Annotated in this window: 16 protein-coding genes; 11 read left to right on the top strand and 5 right to left on the bottom strand. The window is 63.1% G+C overall.

The features are described from left to right. Positions 1–7 precede the first annotated feature (7 nt). Complete coding sequence (locus KHO31_RS13945; protein WP_201071691.1) at positions 8–334, bottom strand: ecotin precursor; 327 nt, start codon at positions 332–334, stop codon at positions 8–10. Positions 335–677: 343 nt separating this feature from the next. On the opposite strand from KHO31_RS13945, the gene KHO31_RS13940 reads away from it, so the two are divergent. The 7 genes from KHO31_RS13940 to KHO31_RS13910 all read left to right on the top strand — a co-directional run bounded on the left by KHO31_RS13940 (position 678) and on the right by KHO31_RS13910 (position 9,534). Continuing rightward, the gene (locus KHO31_RS13940; protein ID WP_201071688.1) at positions 678–2,303 is read left to right on the top strand and encodes a methyl-accepting chemotaxis protein; all 1,626 of its coding nucleotides are present in this window, start codon (positions 678–680) and stop codon (positions 2,301–2,303) included. 88 nt (positions 2,304–2,391) lie between these two features. Next, a complete protein-coding gene (locus KHO31_RS13935) occupies positions 2,392–2,856 on the top strand; it encodes a chemotaxis protein CheW (protein ID WP_201071685.1) in 465 nt (154 codons plus the stop codon). Beyond that, positions 2,853–4,274, top strand: a complete 1,422-nt coding sequence (locus tag KHO31_RS13930; protein ID WP_201085774.1) for a CheR family methyltransferase — start codon at positions 2,853–2,855, stop codon at positions 4,272–4,274. Before KHO31_RS13935 ends, KHO31_RS13930 begins: the two co-directional genes overlap by 4 nt. Next, positions 4,267–4,950: a chemotaxis protein CheW gene (locus KHO31_RS13925; protein ID WP_201071679.1), complete on the top strand. Its 684-nt coding sequence runs from the start codon at positions 4,267–4,269 to the stop codon at positions 4,948–4,950. The genes KHO31_RS13930 and KHO31_RS13925 overlap by 8 nt, the downstream gene beginning before the upstream one ends. Further along, positions 4,947–7,319, top strand: a complete 2,373-nt coding sequence (locus KHO31_RS13920) for a hybrid sensor histidine kinase/response regulator (protein WP_211623566.1) — start codon at positions 4,947–4,949, stop codon at positions 7,317–7,319. Before KHO31_RS13925 ends, KHO31_RS13920 begins: the two co-directional genes overlap by 4 nt. A 17-nt stretch (positions 7,320–7,336) precedes the next feature. Continuing rightward, the gene (gene cheB / locus KHO31_RS13915) at positions 7,337–8,353 is read left to right on the top strand and encodes a chemotaxis response regulator protein-glutamate methylesterase (protein WP_201071673.1); all 1,017 of its coding nucleotides are present in this window, start codon (positions 7,337–7,339) and stop codon (positions 8,351–8,353) included. Between the two features lie 71 nt (positions 8,354–8,424). Then, on the top strand, positions 8,425–9,534 hold the full coding sequence (locus tag KHO31_RS13910; protein ID WP_321207295.1) for a diguanylate cyclase: 1,110 nt from the start codon (positions 8,425–8,427) through the stop codon (positions 9,532–9,534). Between the two features lie 99 nt (positions 9,535–9,633). On the opposite strand, the gene KHO31_RS13905 is transcribed toward KHO31_RS13910, so the two are convergent. After that, complete coding sequence (locus KHO31_RS13905) at positions 9,634–10,446, bottom strand: SDR family NAD(P)-dependent oxidoreductase (RefSeq protein ID WP_211623565.1); 813 nt, start codon at positions 10,444–10,446, stop codon at positions 9,634–9,636. A 177-nt stretch (positions 10,447–10,623) separates the two neighbouring features. Here KHO31_RS13905 and KHO31_RS13900 point away from each other — a divergent pair, with 177 nt between their 5' ends. Together KHO31_RS13900 and KHO31_RS13895 are read left to right on the top strand one after the other, a co-directional pair. Beyond that, positions 10,624–11,559 (top strand): GlxA family transcriptional regulator, encoded by a 936-nt coding sequence (locus KHO31_RS13900; RefSeq protein ID WP_201071670.1) that lies wholly within the window; start codon positions 10,624–10,626, stop codon positions 11,557–11,559. 82 nt (positions 11,560–11,641) lie between these two features. Beyond that, on the top strand, positions 11,642–12,067 hold the full coding sequence (locus KHO31_RS13895; protein ID WP_201071668.1) for an HIT family protein: 426 nt from the start codon (positions 11,642–11,644) through the stop codon (positions 12,065–12,067). A 237-nt stretch (positions 12,068–12,304) separates the two neighbouring features. Here the strand turns inward: KHO31_RS13895 and KHO31_RS13890 are convergent, their stop codons facing one another. Then, the gene (locus KHO31_RS13890; protein ID WP_201071666.1) at positions 12,305–12,484 is read right to left on the bottom strand and encodes a hypothetical protein; all 180 of its coding nucleotides are present in this window, start codon (positions 12,482–12,484) and stop codon (positions 12,305–12,307) included. A gap of 277 nt (positions 12,485–12,761) precedes the next feature. Between KHO31_RS13890 and speG the strand changes: the two genes are divergently transcribed. Together speG and sap1 are read left to right on the top strand one after the other, a co-directional pair. Continuing rightward, positions 12,762–13,304, top strand: coding sequence for a spermidine N1-acetyltransferase (gene speG, locus KHO31_RS13885; RefSeq protein ID WP_201071664.1), 543 nt, complete (start codon positions 12,762–12,764; stop codon positions 13,302–13,304). A 445-nt stretch (positions 13,305–13,749) separates the two neighbouring features. Further along, positions 13,750–14,088 carry a surface attachment protein Sap1 gene (gene sap1, locus KHO31_RS13880; RefSeq protein ID WP_201071662.1) on the top strand — a complete coding sequence of 113 codons (339 nt, stop codon included), beginning with the start codon at positions 13,750–13,752 and terminating at the stop codon, positions 14,086–14,088. A gap of 261 nt (positions 14,089–14,349) precedes the next feature. On the opposite strand, the gene KHO31_RS13875 is transcribed toward sap1, so the two are convergent. Both KHO31_RS13875 and araH read right to left on the bottom strand, forming a co-directional pair. Further along, entirely contained in the window at positions 14,350–16,083 is a 1,734-nt protein-coding gene (locus KHO31_RS13875) for an IlvD/Edd family dehydratase (RefSeq protein WP_201071659.1), read from the bottom strand. Positions 16,084–16,140: 57 nt separating this feature from the next. Beyond that, on the bottom strand, positions 16,141–17,145 hold the full coding sequence (gene araH / locus KHO31_RS13870) for an L-arabinose ABC transporter permease AraH (protein WP_211623563.1): 1,005 nt from the start codon (positions 17,143–17,145) through the stop codon (positions 16,141–16,143). Positions 17,146–17,171: the final 26 nt, after the last annotated feature.

The raw sequence follows: 17,171 nt of genomic DNA, 5'->3' as shown, positions 1-17,171 counted from the left end.
ATTTCATTTACCAGCCCGGTTGAGGCTCCTGCGGATACCCGTATTGCGCGGGCGGCGGTGCACCGCACGCGACGTACGCGCGCTGGTACTGGTCATAGCAGTATCCCGGCGGCGGCCCCGCATACACGGGCGCCGGCTGATACACCGGCTGCGCATAGACCGGCTGCTGGTAAGCGACCACAGGCGCCGGATTCAGCGCGGACGTCACCACCGCGCCCAGCACGGCCCCGCCGATCAGCGCACCGACCACATCGCCGCCATTGCCATGCGCCGACGCTTGCCCCGCCACGCTCAGGCTCCCAACCATCAACAACGCCACCGCAATCTTTTTCATGTTTCGCTCCCGCCGTTCAGGCATGGAACAGATTGTGTGGGGCGCGCGCAGAAATAGATGCTGCAGTTGGTAACTGGCCATTACGGGTGTAACGGCGCGCGAGCGTCCTCGCTCACCATTTTTTCCCACGTGGGGTTCCGTCCGAGATGCAACGCCACGCCCACCCAACACCGCAAAATGCCGCCTGTTCGACCGCCATCCATTCCCACGATCAATGTAGAATCCGCCGCATGGCCCGTCGGACAAATCCGACGACCCGTAAAGCTTTCCGATCCGTCGACCCCGAGACTTACAAGTCGACATCGGGCGTCGAGACCAAGCCAAAAAGTTAAGGGACGTGCGCGTGAAACAATGGACCATCCGGCAACGGATTCTGTGCAGCTTCGGGATCGTGCTGATCGTGATGCTGGCGATGGCAATCGTCACCTTCGAGCAACTCGGCGGCATCGACCGCGACGCGAAGAGCCAGCAGCAAGACTCGATGCCCGGCCTCTACTACGCGACCGCGATGCGCGCGGCCTGGTTCGAGAACTACACCGTCACGCAGCGTCTCATCTATGTCGATGCGGATCCCGATTCCGTCAAGCGCGACACCGCGCGCCTCCTTGAGACGCAGCAAACCCTGCAGAAGCTGCTCAACGATTACGGCGGCACCATCTTCCGTCAGGACGACCGTGACCTCTTCAACGACTTTCGCCAGCAACACACGCAATATCTGCCTATCCAGACGTCGCTGATAAACGCTCTGTCAAACTCGAAAGAGAACGCCACGCGTATCTTCAACACGCAACTCACGCCGGTCTGGGAAACGGGCCGGCTCTCCGTGCGCAAGCTGGTGGACGACAACAAGACCAACGCAGATCAGTCCGCCGAAAGCATTCGCAGGTCGGTCGAGACGACCCGTATCGTGCTGCTGGTGATGCTGCTGCTCGCCGCCGTCGCCGCCGTGCTGGCGGGTTATTGGCTCCTGCGCGCGGTCACCACGCCCATGGCGAAGGTGCTGCAAGTGGTCGACGTCATGCGCACGGGCGACCTCACGCAGCGTCTGCAACTGAACCGCGCGGATGAAATCGGCGCACTCGAAGCAGGCTTTAACCGCATGACCGACGAGCTCACCGCACTGGTCGGCCAAGCGCAGAAGTCGGCGGTTCAGGTCACCACGTCGGTGACGGAAATCGCCGCGACCTCGCGTGAACAGCAAGCCACCGCGAACGAAACCGCGGCGACCACCACCGAGATCGGCGCCACGTCGCGCGAAATCTTCGCGACCTCGCGCGATCTGCTGCGCACGATGAACGAAGTCTCCGAAGTGGCCGGCCAATCGGCGGCGCTTGCCGGCACCGGTCACGCCGGTCTCGCGCGCATGGAAGAGACGATGCGCCTCGTGATGGAAGCGGCAGGCTCGGTCAACGCGAAGCTCGCGATCCTCAACGAGAAGGCCAGTAACATCAACCAGGTTGTCGCCACCATTACCAAGGTCGCGGATCAGACCAACCTGCTCTCGCTGAACGCGGCGATCGAAGCAGAAAAGGCCGGTGAATACGGCCGCGGCTTCGCGGTTGTCGCAACCGAGATTCGCCGCCTCGCCGATCAAACGGCCGTGGCGACCTACGACATCGAACAGATGGTCAAGGAGATCCAGTCGGCGGTGGCCGCGGGCGTGATGGGCATGGACAAGTTCTCCGAAGAAGTGCGGCGCGGCATGCTCGACGTGCAGAACGTGGGCGGCCATCTCACGCAGATCATCCAGCAGGTGCAGGCGCTCGCGCCGCGCTTCTCGATGGTCAACGAAGGCATGCAGACGCAAGCCACCGGCGCCGAACAGATCACCCAGGCGCTGACGCAGCTCTCGGAGGCCGCGCAGCAGACAGCGGAATCGCTGCGCCAATCGACTCAGGCCATCGACGATCTGACGCACGTCGCCAATAGTTTGCGCACCGGTGTATCGCGCTTCAAGGTGGTTGCCTGACGCGCCGCGGCGGGCTCATTCAGGCACGCACGCTGAAGCAAAACACCCGCACGCCTCTCCACCTCAGCCCACGCCCACGCCCACGCCGATGCTCTTCATCCTCTTCACGCTCGATAGCGAACGCTACGTGATCGATGCGACGCAGGTGGAGCGCTTGATGCCGCTCACGCCGCAGTCGCCGCCGAAGACGATCCCCGGTGCGCCGTCGTGGGTCGCGGGCGTGCTCGATCACGAAGGCGCACCGCTGCCGGTGATCGATCTGCCGGCGCTCGCGCTCGGCCGCCCCGCCGCACAGTTGATGTCGACGCGCGTCGTGCTGGTGCGCTATCCGCATGCGGGCACGGTACGCCTGCTCGCGCTGCTGCTCGAAGGTGCGACGCGCACCATCCGCCTGAACCCCGACGCGTTTCACGATGCCGGCATCGACATGCCGCACGCGCGCTATCTCGGTCCGGTCGCGAGCGAGGCAGGCGGCCAGGTGCAATGGATTCGCGTCGAGCATCTGCTGCCGGACGATGTCAAAGCTCTGCTGTTTCCCGAGGCGCACGCATGAACGCGCATCACGACAACGCGCCGCTCTATCGACGCTTCGTCGATCTGTTGCATCGAACCATCGGGCTCGATGCAGCGTCGCTCGGTCATAGCACGATCGAACGCGCGGTCGACCAGCGCGCCGCCGCCTGGTACGCGGACGGTCACGCCGATGCCACGCTCGCCGACTACTGGGAAGCCGCACAAGCGTCGCCCTCCCTGGTGCAGGCGCTGGTCGAAACCGTGGTCGTGCCGGAGACCTGGTTCTACCGCGACGCCGACGCGTTCAGGGCGCTCGCGCGTCTCGCGCACGAACGCCTTGACGAGCGCGGCACCGCGCTGCCGCTGCGGATTCTGAGCCTGCCCTGCTCGACCGGCGAAGAGCCGTACACGATCGCGATGACGCTGCTCGACGCCGGCATCGACGCCGCGCATATGCGCATCGACGCCATGGATATCAGCGAGCGCTCACTGGCCTTCGCGCAGCGCGCCGTGTACACCCGCAACTCGTTTCGCGGCAATGCGTTCCCATTTCGCGACGCCCACTTCACGCGCACCGAAGACGGTTGGCGTCTCGCGCCGCGTATTGCCGACACGGTCAGGTTTTCGCGCGCCAACCTGATGCAACTCGATGCCACGGCGCTCGGCGTCTACGACTTCGTGTTCTGCCGCAACGTGCTGATTTACTTCGACCGCGAAGCGCAGCAGACGGCCTTGCATGCGCTCAACGGCGTGCTGGCTGAAAACGGCACGCTGTTCGTCGGCCCTGCGGAAACCGGGCTGTTGATGCGTTATGGCATGCAGTCGGCAAAGATTCCTTTGGCATTTGCATTCCACCGCGCCACGCCCGCTGAAGCGCGACTCAATGGCTGGCACACCGCGCCGCTCGCCACCGCCGCCGCTGCACTCGCAATGACGCATTCGCCAATGCCCGCGCTCGCGCCGCTGCAAGTCTTCTCAGCAGAGCCTTTCGCGTGGCCCGATCCGGTTGCGCGAACGCCGTTCGGCGATGGTTCGCCGCAGACGCCGTTTAACGGTATTTCGCAGCGCACGCCGAAGCTGTCCACGACCGTCCCGCAGCCGCACGAGTTCATGTCACCGCCGGTCGCCTCGCCGACCAACGCCGCACGCGACACGCTGCAAGCCGCGCACGCGTTAGCCGACGCGGGCCGTCTGGTGGAAGCCGCGAACGCGATCAACGCTTATCTGGAACATCACGCGCCGCAAGCCGATGCGTTCTACCTGCTCGGTGTGCTGGCCGACGCCGGCGGCGATACCAACCTGGCACGCGGCCAGTATCGCAAGGCGCTCTATCTCGACCCGCAGCATGGCGAAGCGCTTGCGCATCTGGCGACGCTGCTCGCACTCGAAGGCGATCGCAACGGTGCGCGTCTGTTGATGGATCGCGCGGCGCGCGCACAGGGAGCGCAACGTGGTTGAAGACCGCACGGTGACCTTCGACGATTGCTGGAACCGCATCGGCGTGCGCGGCGATTCGTCGTGCGAGCGCCTGGTCGAATACGTGCGCTGCCTGAATTGCCCTGTATTCGAAGCGGCTGCGGCCAAATTGCTCGAGCGGCCAATTCCGCTCGTGGATCTCTCGCTGCATGACGCCCGCACGCCGGCGCAACAGCAACGACATGATCCGCAAGGTGCGAGTGAGTCGTTCCTCATTTTCCGTATCGGCGGTGAATGGCTCGGGCTGCCTACGCCGATATTCAAGCGCATCGTGCAGACGCGGCCGATTCATACATTGCCGCATCGGCAGCATCGCGCGGTGCTGGGCGTGGTGAATGTGCAGGGCGACTTGCTGGTGTGTCTGTCGCTGGCGCATCTGCTGGGTTTCGAGGCCGACACCCGCGCGGGCGACGATAAAGCACGTCACGACCTGCCGCGTTTGCTGGTGGTCTCACGCGCCGAAGAGCACGCGGTGTTGCCCGTCGATGAGGTCGATGGCGTGCATCGGATCGCGGTCTCCACCTTCTGCCCGCCGCCCGCTACGCTGTCCCACGCTGCCGCCTCGCATACGCGCGCCGTGGCCCCGTGGCGCGGCATGACGGTCGGCCTGCTCGACGCCGACGCATTGTTCGATACCTTGAACCGGAGTCTCGGATGACGGACGACCCGCGCCGGCCGTCGCTAATCGATCTCTTCCGCGAAGAAGCGCGGACCCAGGCGCGCGTGCTCAACGACGGCCTGCTCGCCCTCGACCGCGCGCCGCGCGACGCCGCCGCGCTCGAAGCGTGCATGCGTGCGGCTCATTCGCTGAAGGGCGCAGCGCGTATCGTCGGCGTGCAGGTCGGTGTCGAACTCGCGCACGCGATGGAAGATTGTTTCGTCGCGGCGCAGGACGGGCGTGCGTTGCTCGATGCTACCTGGATTGATGCGTTGCTGCGCGGCGTCGATATCGTTGCTCGCATCGGCAACGACGAGGATGAGTCGGCGCGTGACGCCGTCAGCGCATGCGTAGCGTCGTTGCAAGCGCGTATGGCGGGTGTCGTGCCGCATGGCGCGGCAATGCGGCGGGATGCTGTAATGCCTACCGGCGCTGACCACGACGCGGACGCCGACGCCGCATTCAATCTGCTAGCCAATGCTCTGCGCGCCGAAGGGGCAGCCGCACCGGCCAGTAAGACTGCAGATGCGTCCGCGTTCGCCTCTGCAACGTCGTCCGCTTCTGAGTCCGCCGCCGCAACCGCATCCACCCCGAACGAAGCAAGCGCCCCGGCAACAGACCCCGGCCGCATGCTGCGCGTCCGCGCCGACAACCTCGACCGGCTGTTGTCCCTATCCGGTGAATCGTTGGTCGAATCCCGCTGGCTCAAACCCTTCGCGCAATCGATGCTGCGCGTCAAGCGCGTCCAACGTGACGGCTCGCGCGCGCTGGATCAGTTGCACGAAACGCTCGCCGACCTGAAGCTCGACCCGCGTGCGTACGCCGCGCTCGAAGAACTGCGCCGCCTCACGGCGGAATCGCAGCATCTGCTCGCCGAGCGTCTGGCCGATCTGGAGAGCTTCGACCGCCGCTCGACTCATCTGTCGCAGCAGCTTTACGACGCCGCACTGCAATGCCGGATGCGCCCCTTCGGCGACGGCACCGGCGGTCTCGCGCGCATGGTGCGCGACGTCGCGCGTTCGCTCGGCAAGAAGGTGCGCTGGCAACTGGTCGGCGAATCGACTCAGGTGGACCGCGACATTCTCGATCTGCTCGAAGCGCCGCTCGGCCACATGCTGCGCAACGCGATCGACCACGGCATCGAAGCGCCCGCGGTACGCCTCGCACGGGGCAAGTCCGAAGAAGGCACACTCACGCTCGACGCCCGCCACACCGCCGGCTCACTGCTCATCAGCGTCACCGACGACGGCGCGGGCATCGACCTCGAAGCATTGCGCAGCTCGATCGTCCGCAAAAATCTGGCGAGCGCGGAAACAGCCGCGCGCCTGTCCGAGACCGAACTGCTCGAATTCCTCTTCCTGCCCGGCTTCTCGCTGCGCGATCAGGTCACCGATGTCTCGGGCCGTGGCGTCGGACTCGATGCGGTGCATAACGTCGTCAAGCGCGTGCGCGGCACGGTGCGTATCACGCACGAACCTGGCGTCGGCACGCGCGTGCAGTTGCAATTGCCGCTCACGCTTTCGGTGATTCGCAGCCTCCTTGTTGAAGTCGCGGGCGAGCCGTACGCCGTGCCGCTCGCGCATGTGAACCGCACGCTGCACGTAAGCCGTGCGGAGATCGAATTGCTCGAAGGCCATCAGCACATCGCCTTCGACGGCCGCCGTATCGGGGTCGTCACCGCGCATCAGATTCTCGACACCGCACCACCCGTCAACGAAGCCGACACCGTCAGCATGATCGTGATCGGCGACGGCGAGGCGACCTACGGCGTGGTGGTCGATCGCTTTCTTGGCGAGCGGATGCTGGTCGTGCAGCCGCTCGACCCGCGTCTCGGCAAGATCAGGAACATCACCGCCGGCGCATTGATGGAAAACGGCGACCCGGTGCTGATCGCCGACGTCGACGACTGGTTGCGCTCGGTCGAACGGCTTGTGGCGGGCGGCGATCTGAAACACACGCAGCACGGCGCTGCCCTCGCCGCACGGCGCGCTACGCGGCGCGTGCTGGTGGTCGACGATTCGCTCACCGTGCGCGAACTCGAACGCAAGTTGCTGGCCACACGCGGCTACGACGTCACAATCGCCGTCGACGGCATGGACGGCTGGAACGCGGTGCGCAGCGAGCCCTTCGACCTTGTGATTACCGACATCGACATGCCGCGGATGGACGGCATCGAACTCGTCACGCTCATCAAGCGCGATCCGCAACTGCAAGCGCTACCTGTGATGATCGTCTCGTACAAGGATCGTGAAGAGGACCGCCGTGCCGGCCTGAACGCAGGCGCGGACTACTATTTGGCGAAAGGCAGTTTCCACGACGAAGCACTGCTCGATGCAGTGCGTGATCTGATCGGCGAAGCTTACGGTTAAACCCACGGGTACAACGGATGAAAATCGGAATCGTCAACGACCTGCCGCTCGCCGTCGAGGCGCTGCGCCGCGCGCTTGCGGCGCGCCACGACTACGAGGTGCTGTGGGTTGCGCAGGACGGCCAGCAGGCGGTCGATTTCTGCACCGCGCAGCGGCCCGACATCGTGTTGATGGACCTGGTGATGCCGAATGTCGACGGCATCGAAGCCACGCGCCGCATCATGGCGCACGCGCCGTGCGCCATCCTGATCGTCACCGTCGACGTGGGCGCGAACGCGTGGCGGGTCTACGAAGCGATGGGCGCGGGCGCGCTCGATGCGGTGGATACGCCCTCGCTGAGCGGTCCGGACGCGCACAAGAGCATCGCCACCCTGATCGCGAAGATCGACCGCATCGCCGCGCTGGTCACCGAGCGCAACGCGCCTGGCGCCGCAGCTGCGGCGGGGCCCCAAAGCGTGACGAATCGCGACACGCCGCTGGTTGCGATCGGTGCCTCGGCGGGCGGGCCGGCGGCACTCGCCACTTTGCTCGCCGGCTTGCCGAAGGATTTTCCGGCCGCAATCGTCATCGTCCAGCACGTCGACGCGGCGTTCGCCGCCGGCATGGCCGACTGGCTCAACCAGCAATCGGCGCTGCCCGTGCGAATCGCCAGCGACGGCGACCGGCCGCAAGCCGGCGTGGCGCTGCTCGCCGCCACCGACGATCATCTGCACCTGAAGCTGCCGAACGTGCTCGGCTATACGAAGGAGCCGGCCGAGACGCCCTACCGGCCTTCCGTCGACGTATTTTTTCATAGTGTCGTGGCGCGCTGGCAAGCGCGGGCATTCGGTGTGCTGCTGACCGGCATGGGGCGCGATGGAGCGATCGGCCTCAAGGCAATGCGGACCAAGGGCTATCACACGATCGCGCAGGACGAGGCAACCTCTGCCGTGTACGGCATGCCGAAGGCGGCCGCAGCGCTCGACGCCGCCGCCGCGATCCTGCCTCTGCCCCGCATTGCCGCTGCGCTCGTCGCTGCCGTCGGTGCACGCTAAGGCCAGGTAGGCGCACACTACCCGCACCTTAGCCCGCTACGATTCATTGACATTTATTCTGGCTGACCAACATGGACACTTCCAAACCGCATCAGAACGGCACCGCGCCGGCCTTCGCTGAACACGACGCGAATGCGCAGGCGTATGCGGAGGACGCGCCGAATAGCGCCATCGATGACGCGTTGGCGCGCATCCTCGGCAATCCGCCCGCGGCCGAGTGCCCGATTATGGTGTTGCTGGTCGACGATCAGGCGATCATCGCCGAGGCGATTCGCCAGGCGCTGGCCGGCGAAGGGAGCGTCGACTTCCACTACTGCGCGTCGCCTGAAGAGGCGGTGCGCTGCGCCGAGGAAACGCGCGCGACGGTGATTCTGCAAGACCTTGTGATGCCCGGCACCGACGGCCTCACTCTCGTGCGGCAATACCGGCAGAATCCGGCAACGCGCGATATTCCGATCATCGTGCTGTCGACCAAGGAAGAGCCGCTGGTGAAGAGCGCGGCCTTCGCGGCAGGCGCCAACGACTATCTGGTCAAGCTGCCGGATCGCATCGAGTTGATCGCGCGGATTCGCTACCACTCACGCTCGTATCTGAATCTGTTGCAGCGCGACGAGGCCTATCAGGCGCTACGTCAGTCGCAACAGCAATTGCTCGCGACCAATCTGGAATTGCAGCGGCTCACGCATTCGGATGGTTTGACGGGTTTGTCGAATCGACGTTACCTCGATCAGTATCTGGCCGCCGAATGGCGTCGCGGCACGCGCGACAAAACCGGCCTTGGCTTTCTAATGATCGATGTGGATAACTTCAAGGCCTACAACGACACCTATGGACACGTTGCCGGCGACGAAGTGCTTAAACGCGTCGCGCACACTGTCGAGTCGTGCCTCGGACGCTCGCCCGACCTCGCGGCGCGGTTCGGCGGTGAAGAGTTCGCGGTGGTGTTGCCGGGTGCGTCGTCAGGTGGATTGCGCTTGCTCGCTGAAAAAATCCGCATTGCAATCGAAGGACTCGCCATTCCGCATGCAGGTTCGACGAGCGGCGTCGTGACGATCAGCATCGGCGCGGCGACGATCGTGCCGTCCGCAACTGAACCGGTGACGACGCTGATCGAAGCCGCCGATGTGGGGCTGTATCGGGCGAAACGGGATGGGAAGAATCAGGTGGCGGTGAGCAGTTGACCCGCCTTGCCACAAGACCACACCCACACGCGCTTCGCCGCCATTTTTGACCGGTTGGCTGCGCGAAGCGCACTCACTCCACGCAGCCTCAAGCGCTCACTAAGCCGCCGCTGATCCGCGCGCATAACGTGCAGCCGGCAGCTTATGCGACAGGTTCGGCCCGAGATGCTGGCGAGCGGTGTTGAAGCGCTCCCAATCGGCCGCGTCCGGCAAGGACGGGATCGTCACGAGTTCATGCTGGTCGAGGCCCACGAGCGCGGCGTCAACCATGTCCTCGGCGGTCATCACGATCTGCGTCGGCAGATGTTCGACCGCAAGACCCGCGCGATCCCAGAACGCGGTGCTGGTGGCGCCCGGCAGCACAGCCTGCAGCTGCACGCCCTTGCCGCCCACTTCATGATGCAGCGACTGCGTCAGGTTCAACACGTAGCACTTGGTGCCGCTGTAGGTGCCGTTCAGCGTCTCCGGCGACAGCGCGACGATCGACGAGATATTGATCACGATACCGTTGCCCCGTTCCACGAAACCCGGCACGACCGCTGCCGTCAGGCGCGTCAGTGCCGTCACATTCAGGTCGATCATGCTTTCGAGCTGATCCACGTCCGAGTCGATCAGCGAAGCCGTCGCGCCGACGCCCGCGTTGTTGACCAGCATCGTGATTTTGCGGTCGGTCCGCAGACGCTCTTCGATGCGGCGCGTGTCGGCTTTTTCGGTGAGATCGGCGGCAACGATATCGACATGCCGGCCGGTTTCGCCGGCAAGGCGCTCGGCCACGCCGGTCAGACGTTTGACGTCGCGCGCCACCAGAATCAGGTCGTAACCGCGGCGCGCGAGGCGGTCCGCATAAACCGCGCCGATGCCCGACGATGCGCCCGTGATCAATGCCGTACCCTTGTTTGCTTGCGTTGCCATGTGAAGCTCTCCTTGCGGGCTTTGCGCGTCACGCCTGAGGCCTGATCGATGAATGGGGAAAACCTGGAATTTCCGCCGCTGTGCCTTTTTTGTGGGCATCGCGGTGTTGACGAGGCAAGTCTAGGCGCGTAGCCTCTTGTCTCAAATGTCGTATTTACCTCGTTTTGAGACATTGCGATGAAACGCATCGGCGTGGTGGTTTTTCCCGGTTTCCAGATCCTCGATATGGTGGCGATCTCCGTGTTCGAGTTGGCGAACCTCGAGGCCGGGCAACCGGAATACGCGGTGGAAGTCATCTCCGAACAGGGCGGGATGGTGCGCAGTTCGTCGGGCGTCGAGATCGCAACACAACCGTTAGGCGATCCGGCGTATGACACGGTGGTCGTCACGGGCGCGATGCAGATCGAGCCGTCCTCAGCGGCATTGCGGGCGTTTCTGAACGACGCCCTCGCCGCCTCGCGCCGTACCACCAGCATCTGCACCGGCGCCTTCGTGCTGGCCGAAGCAGGCATCCTCGACGGCCGGCATGCCACGACTCACTGGTACCACGCCCGCGAATTGCAGCGGCGCTTCCCCGATACGCGGATTGACGAAGACCGCATCTTTATCGTCGATGGCTCGGTGTGGACCTCGGCCGGCATGACCGCGTGTATCGATCTGTGTCTGGCGCTGGTCGAAAGCGATCTTGGCGTCGAAGTCTCGCGCGCCATCGCCAAGAAGCTCGTGGTCTATCACCGGCGCACCGGCGGCCAGTCACAGTTCTCGGCCATGCTCGATCTGGAACCGAAGTCCGACCGCATTCAGGACGCGCTTTCGTACGCAAAGAACCATCTGCGCGAGCCGTTGACGGTCGAACAGCTCGCCGATGTCGCGCATCTGAGTCCACGTCAGTTCAGCCGCGCCTTTCGCGACGAAACGCGCCAGTCGCCTGCCAAGGCCATCGAGGCGCTGCGCGTGGAAGCCGCGCGCGCCATGCTCGAAGCGGGTCGTCACTCAATGGAAGCCGTCGCTGCCGAAACCGGTTTCATCGATACCGAACGGATGCGGCGCGCCTTTCTGCGCGCATTCGGTCAGCCGCCTCAAGCAATCAAACGCGCAGCGCGCGCGCTGTAACTGCACGTTGTAACAGAGGTGGTGGACAATATCGCCGACAGCATCTCCACCTTGATACATCCGGCAACCTAGAGGACGCGTGATGAACTACGACGACAGCAATCCCTTCGCGAAAATTCTGCGCGGCGAACTACCCTGCATCAAAGTGGCGGAAAGCGACGCTGCGCTGGCCTTCATGGACCTGATGCCGCAAGCCGACGGTCACGTGCTGGTCGTGCCGAAGGAAGCGGCGGTCGAGATTTTCGACCTGTCGGATGCCTCGACGGTAGCCTGCATGCGCATGGCGCAGAAGCTCGCCATTGCCGTTCGCGCGGCCTTGCGCCCCGACGGCGTGTTCATCGGACAGTTCAACGGCGCCGCAGCGGGGCAAACGGTGCCGCATGTGCATTTTCACGTGATCCCGCGCTGGGAAGGACAGCCGCTGCGCATGCACGCACGCGAGGTCGCCGATGCAGCCACGCTCGAAGCGCTGGCCAAGCGCATCCGCGACCATTGGCGCGCCCACTGAGAGCGGGCGCGGCGCAACTGGTCACACCCCGTAATATGTGTAATGGCCGGTGAAACCAGCGGGACCCGCCGTGCGGCTAGACTGGCGAATGCCTTGTACCCGCAAGGCATTGAGTGTGGATCTCTTTTTAGCCTGCCCGAAACGGCAGGCTTTTTTATGTGCGGGTCGAATTCGCGAGCCGGCCCCGTCTCGCAGCGACGTTTGCAGGGCACTCACCCACGCGGCGGGTTAACCGGCTCAAAGCCGATGCCGCGAGCGGCGCAGCGGATGCCGCCAGTCGATACGGCGGGATTTCGCGGGCATGGGATCCATCTCGTGCAGATGCCGATGTTCTTGCCACAATTCGTCAGAGAAAAGAAACGCGACGATAAGCAGCGGGATGACCAGAAAGGCGCCTAATATCAAGTGCTCGATCACGGTAGCCTCCATCGCAAGAGCCTGAATTCATTGTAGAGCACCGCATGTGCCCACACGGTGCCGAGCCCCTCACAAATTTGCGATAACCGGCCTGCGACAACGCGACGCCCCACCCTTGCCGAACCCGCGCGGCGCCTCGCGCGTTGCAAGAACGCGCAGCGCCGGAGCCAGACGTTGCAAGAACTCCCTGCGTTGGGCCTGGACTAACAGGACACGCAAGCTCGATCGCTCACATGGAGCTTGCGCACTCAAATCAATAATTCTCAAGGGGAATCCAATGACTATCGAACGCAGCAGCGAACTGACCCTCCGCCCGCTCGAGCGCACCGATCTGCGCTTCGTCCATGAAGTGAACAACAACGCAAAGATCATGCGTTACTGGTTCGAAGAGCCCTATGAAACGTTCTCTGAACTGACCCAGCTGTACGACCAGCACGTGCACGATCTGCGCGAGCGCCGTTTCGTGGCGATCGATAACGCGGGCGAAACCGTGGGCGTCGTCGAGTTGATCGAGCTGGACTATATCCACCGGCGTGGTGAGTTCCAGATCATCATCGCGCCGCATGCGCAGGGCCGCGGCTATGCCACCGTCGCCACGCAGCTCGCGATCGACTATGCGTTTTCGGTGCTGAATCTGCGCAAGGTCTACCTGATCGTCGACAAGTCGAATACGGCTGCCATCCACGTCTACGAGAAGTGCGGTTTCCGGCACGAGGCCGAGTTGATCGAGGAGTTTTTCGGCAATGGCCGCTATCACAATGCGTTGCGCATGTGCATGTTCCAGTCCGAGTTCTTCAAGGCCACCCAGCACGGCGAGTGACCTCAAGCTGCACCATCCAGAGACGCCGCGCTGCGTCGCTTGGCACACCTGGCACCGTTTCTCTTCTGCACATACACCGTTATTTCGTGATTTTTGATTAGTCGGGTGAATGACTTTGTGTGCAATGCACCAAATGCATCCGCTAATTGTAGTAAATCACTTAATTGATGCCTCTCGTTTACGCCAATACGCGCCGCAAAGCTTTACTGGTTAAAGCGGTGCGCCCTGCCCATCTTTTAGTTATCCGTTTCAATCCGCCCTGTTTAAGCTGCTGCTTAAGGTTTAAGCAGGTGCGACAGGTGGTGCGACAATTCGCCGCTGTTGCGACCGCACACAAGATGTGCTTGTCGTTCTCTCGCGTTCTCCTAGAGTGCAAGGTGCGGGTTCGACGTTAAAGTTAAATACATAGCTAACCTGAGTAATTCAACCCGCACCGGAGGAAAATATGAAAATGCGAATCGCCCTTGTTTTCGCCATTGCGGGATTGGCTGCCGCTTCTGTTCAGGCGCAAGACGCCATGGTCAAGCCGCAGCAAACGATCCAGTTCAAGGCCAACGCTTATGGCTGTCTGTCGAAGGATAAACTCGACGCCGCCGACCAACATGCGCAAGCCGGTGAACAGCAAAAGATGCAGGAATTCTTCTCCGGATATCAGTGCGTTTCCACGCCGGAAAACTCGAGTTTCCGCGTTGTGCGTGTGGTCGGCCATGATGTCGAATTCGTGAATTCTGCCAATAGCGATACGCAAGGCCTCTGGGCAAACGATCGATTTATCAAACAATAAGCTAAACGCCAACGCCCCGGCTAAACGCCGGGGTTTGACGGGTTTTGAGTTACGCCATAAACCCTCTGACTAAAAAAGCCGGGGGTGGTGAACCTGTGAGTTAAAAATCGGCTGGGCATCGATTGCCCGGCCATTTTTATTTCCGCCCGCTTTTTCTGTGACGTGATGCAGATAAAAAAACCGATGCGGGCTTTCGATCCGCATCGGCAATACGCCTTCTCGCAAAGCGCAGGGAGAACCGTCCAGCCGCTCAAACGGCGATCAATGCGAGTCGCGCGGCACCGGCGCGCCGCTCGATCCGACCAGGAAGTCGAGATCCGCGCCCTGGTCCGCTTGCAGCACATGTTCGACGTAGAGCTTGTAGTAACCGCGTGCGGGCGGCGCAGGTGGCTGCCAGGCAGCGCGGCGACGCGCGAGTTCTTCGTCGGTGACATCCAGATGAAGACGGCGGGCATCGACGTCGAGTTCGATCATGTCGCCGGTTTGCACGAACGCAAGCGGCCCGCCTGCGGCCGCTTCCGGCGATACATGCAGCACCACCGAGCCATAGGCGGTGCCGCTCATGCGGCCGTCCGAAATGCGCACCATGTCCGTGATGCCCTTTTGCAGCACCTTCTTCGGCAGCGGCATGTTGCCGACTTCCGCAAAGCCCGGATAACCCTTCGGCCCCGCGCCTTTGAGCACCATGATGCAGTGCTCGTCGATGTCGAGCGATTCGTCGTCGATCTTCGCGTGGAATTCCTCGATATTCTCGAACACCACCGCACGGCCGCGATGCTTCAGCAGCTTTGGCGTCGCGGCCGACGGCTTGATCACCGCGCCGTTCGGCGCCAGGTTGCCCTTGAGCACCGCAATGCCGGCCTTCGGCTTGAACGGCTCGGCGAACGTCGTGATGACCTTCTCATCGTGATTCGGCGCATTGCGCACGTTGTCCCAGATCGTCTTGCCGTTCACCGTCAGCGCTTCACGATGCAGCAGGCCTTGCTCGCCGAGTTGCTTGAGCACCGCAGGCAGGCCGCCGGCATAGTAAAAGTCTTCCATCAGGTATTCGCCCGACGGCTGCAGATTCACCAGGCACGGCACGTTCGAGCCGAGCTCCCAGTCTTCCAGCGAAAGCTCCACGCCAATGCGCTTGGCCAGCGCAATCAGATGCACAACCGCATTGGTCGAGCCGCCGATCGCCGCGTTCGTGCGGATCGCGTTTTCGAACGCCTGGCGCGTGAGGATCTTGTCCATCGTCAGATCCTCGCGGACCATATCGACGATGCGCCGGCCAGCCAGATGCGCGAGCACCTGCCGGCGCGCATCGACCGCGGGAATCGCCGCGTTGTGCGGCAAGCCCATGCCGAGCGATTCGACCATCGAGGCCATCGTCGACGCCGTGCCCATCGTCATGCAGTGGCCGCGCGAGCGGTTCATGCATGACTCGGCTTCGGTGAATTCTTCCTGCGTCATCGTGCCGGCGCGCACTTCCTCGGACATCTGCCAGACACCCGTGCCCGAGCCGATGTTCTTGCCTCGAAAGCGGCCATTGAGCATGGGGCCACCGGAAACGGCAAGCGCAGGCAGGTTGCACGACGCCGCGCCCATCAGCAGCGCGGGCGTCGTCTTATCGCAACCGACCAGCAGGATCACGCCGTCCATCGGATTGCCGCGAATCGACTCCTCGACATCCATTGAAGCGAGATTGCGGAACAGCATGGCCGTAGGCCGCAAATTGGTTTCGCCGAGCGACATCACCGGAAACTCGAGCGGCAAGCCACCCGCTTCGTGCACGCCTTTTTTCACGTACTCGGCGAGCTCGCGAAAATGCGCGTTGCAAGGCGTCAGTTCGGACCACGTATTGCAGATGCCGATCACCGGGCGTCCGTCGAATTCGTCGTGCGGAATGCCCTGGTTCTTCATCCACGAGCGATGCAGAAAGCCGTCGCGGTCTTTGAGGCCAAACCACGCCTGGCTGCGCAGCGGCTTTTTAGTCTGGTTGGAATCAGCCATGAAATCTCCTGTTGGCAAGCATGTAGGGGGGCGCCTAGCTCGGGGCGTGCGTCAGCGTCAGTGCACGCGCTTGCTGCGGCGGTACTGATCGAACAGCACTGCGAGCAGCAGAATCCCGCCGCGAATCAGGTATTGGTAAAAGGTCGGCACATTCATCAGGCTCATTGCGTCCTGCACGGAGCCCATGATCAACACGCCGACCAGCACACCGGAAATCGTTGCGACGCCGCCAGTCAGCGAGACGCCGCCGAGCACGCATGCGGAGATCACGCCGAGTTCGAGACCAACCGACGTTTTCGGGTCGCCGAGACTCATGCGCGACGCCAGCATCACGCCCGCAAACCCCGTTACGAGGCCTTGCAATACGAACACTGTGATCTTGATACGCGTGACCGGCAAGCCCGCCAGCAAAGCGGCCTCGCTATTGCCGCCAACGGCCAGCACGTTCTTGCCGAATACGGTTTTCTTCAGCAGAAAGCCGAACAGCACGAAGCCGACAATGTTGCTCCAGATCGGATACGAAATGCCGAGGAATGCGCCACCGCCGAGGTCGAAGAAACGCTCCTCTGAAATCATCACCGCGTCGCCGTTCGACGTGATGTAGGCGAGACCGCGCACGACCTCCATCATCGCTAGCGTGACGATCAGCGAGTTGATCTTGTAGCGCGCGACCAGCACGCCGTTGACCAGCCCGACCGCGCCACCCGCGAGCACCCCGGCGGCGATGCCGAGCGTCACGCTATGCGTCGCGGTGATCAAGGTGGACGCAACCACACCCGCGAACGCAACGATCGACGCCACCGACAGATCCACTTCGCCCAGCGCGAGCACGAACATCATCGTCACGGAGATCGAACCGATCAGCGTGACGGAAAGCAGCAAGCCCTGAATGTTTCGCGAGCTTAAAAAATCCGGCACGGTGAACGACAAAACCGCAAACAGGATGACGAACACCATCACGATGCCGGACTTGTTGATCAGGTCCCAGGTGCGCGCGGCGCGCGCGCCTAGGCCCGCGGAAGCGACGGCTGGCGTAGAAGGTTCGGTTGAGGGTGTGTGCATAATGTCTATTCCGTTTTCAATGGCGC

This window comes from Paraburkholderia domus (genome assembly GCF_905220705.1).
GTDB classification, from domain to species: Bacteria; Pseudomonadota; Gammaproteobacteria; order Burkholderiales; family Burkholderiaceae; genus Paraburkholderia; species Paraburkholderia domus.
This window is presented reverse-complemented; position numbering and strand designations above follow the sequence as displayed.

Excerpts from the sequence above, each read along its gene's own strand:
- KHO31_RS13945 (WP_201071691.1), bottom strand. The coding sequence starts at position 334 with ATGAAAAAGATTGCGGTGGCGTTGTTGATGGTTGGGAGCCTGAGCGTG.
- KHO31_RS13935 (WP_201071685.1), top strand. The coding sequence starts at position 2,392 with ATGCTCTTCATCCTCTTCACGCTCGATAGCGAACGCTACGTGATCGAT.
- KHO31_RS13930 (WP_201085774.1), top strand. The coding sequence starts at position 2,853 with ATGAACGCGCATCACGACAACGCGCCGCTCTATCGACGCTTCGTCGAT.
- KHO31_RS13920 (WP_211623566.1), top strand. The coding sequence starts at position 4,947 with ATGACGGACGACCCGCGCCGGCCGTCGCTAATCGATCTCTTCCGCGAA.
- cheB (WP_201071673.1), top strand. The coding sequence starts at position 7,337 with ATGAAAATCGGAATCGTCAACGACCTGCCGCTCGCCGTCGAGGCGCTG.
- KHO31_RS13910 (WP_321207295.1), top strand. The coding sequence starts at position 8,425 with ATGGACACTTCCAAACCGCATCAGAACGGCACCGCGCCGGCCTTCGCT.
- KHO31_RS13905 (WP_211623565.1), bottom strand. The coding sequence starts at position 10,446 with ATGGCAACGCAAGCAAACAAGGGTACGGCATTGATCACGGGCGCATCG.
- KHO31_RS13900 (WP_201071670.1), top strand. The coding sequence starts at position 10,624 with ATGAAACGCATCGGCGTGGTGGTTTTTCCCGGTTTCCAGATCCTCGAT.
- KHO31_RS13895 (WP_201071668.1), top strand. The coding sequence starts at position 11,642 with ATGAACTACGACGACAGCAATCCCTTCGCGAAAATTCTGCGCGGCGAA.
- speG (WP_201071664.1), top strand. The coding sequence starts at position 12,762 with ATGACTATCGAACGCAGCAGCGAACTGACCCTCCGCCCGCTCGAGCGC.
- sap1 (WP_201071662.1), top strand. The coding sequence starts at position 13,750 with ATGAAAATGCGAATCGCCCTTGTTTTCGCCATTGCGGGATTGGCTGCC.
- KHO31_RS13875 (WP_201071659.1), bottom strand. The coding sequence starts at position 16,083 with ATGGCTGATTCCAACCAGACTAAAAAGCCGCTGCGCAGCCAGGCGTGG.
- araH (WP_211623563.1), bottom strand. The coding sequence starts at position 17,145 with ATGCACACACCCTCAACCGAACCTTCTACGCCAGCCGTCGCTTCCGCG.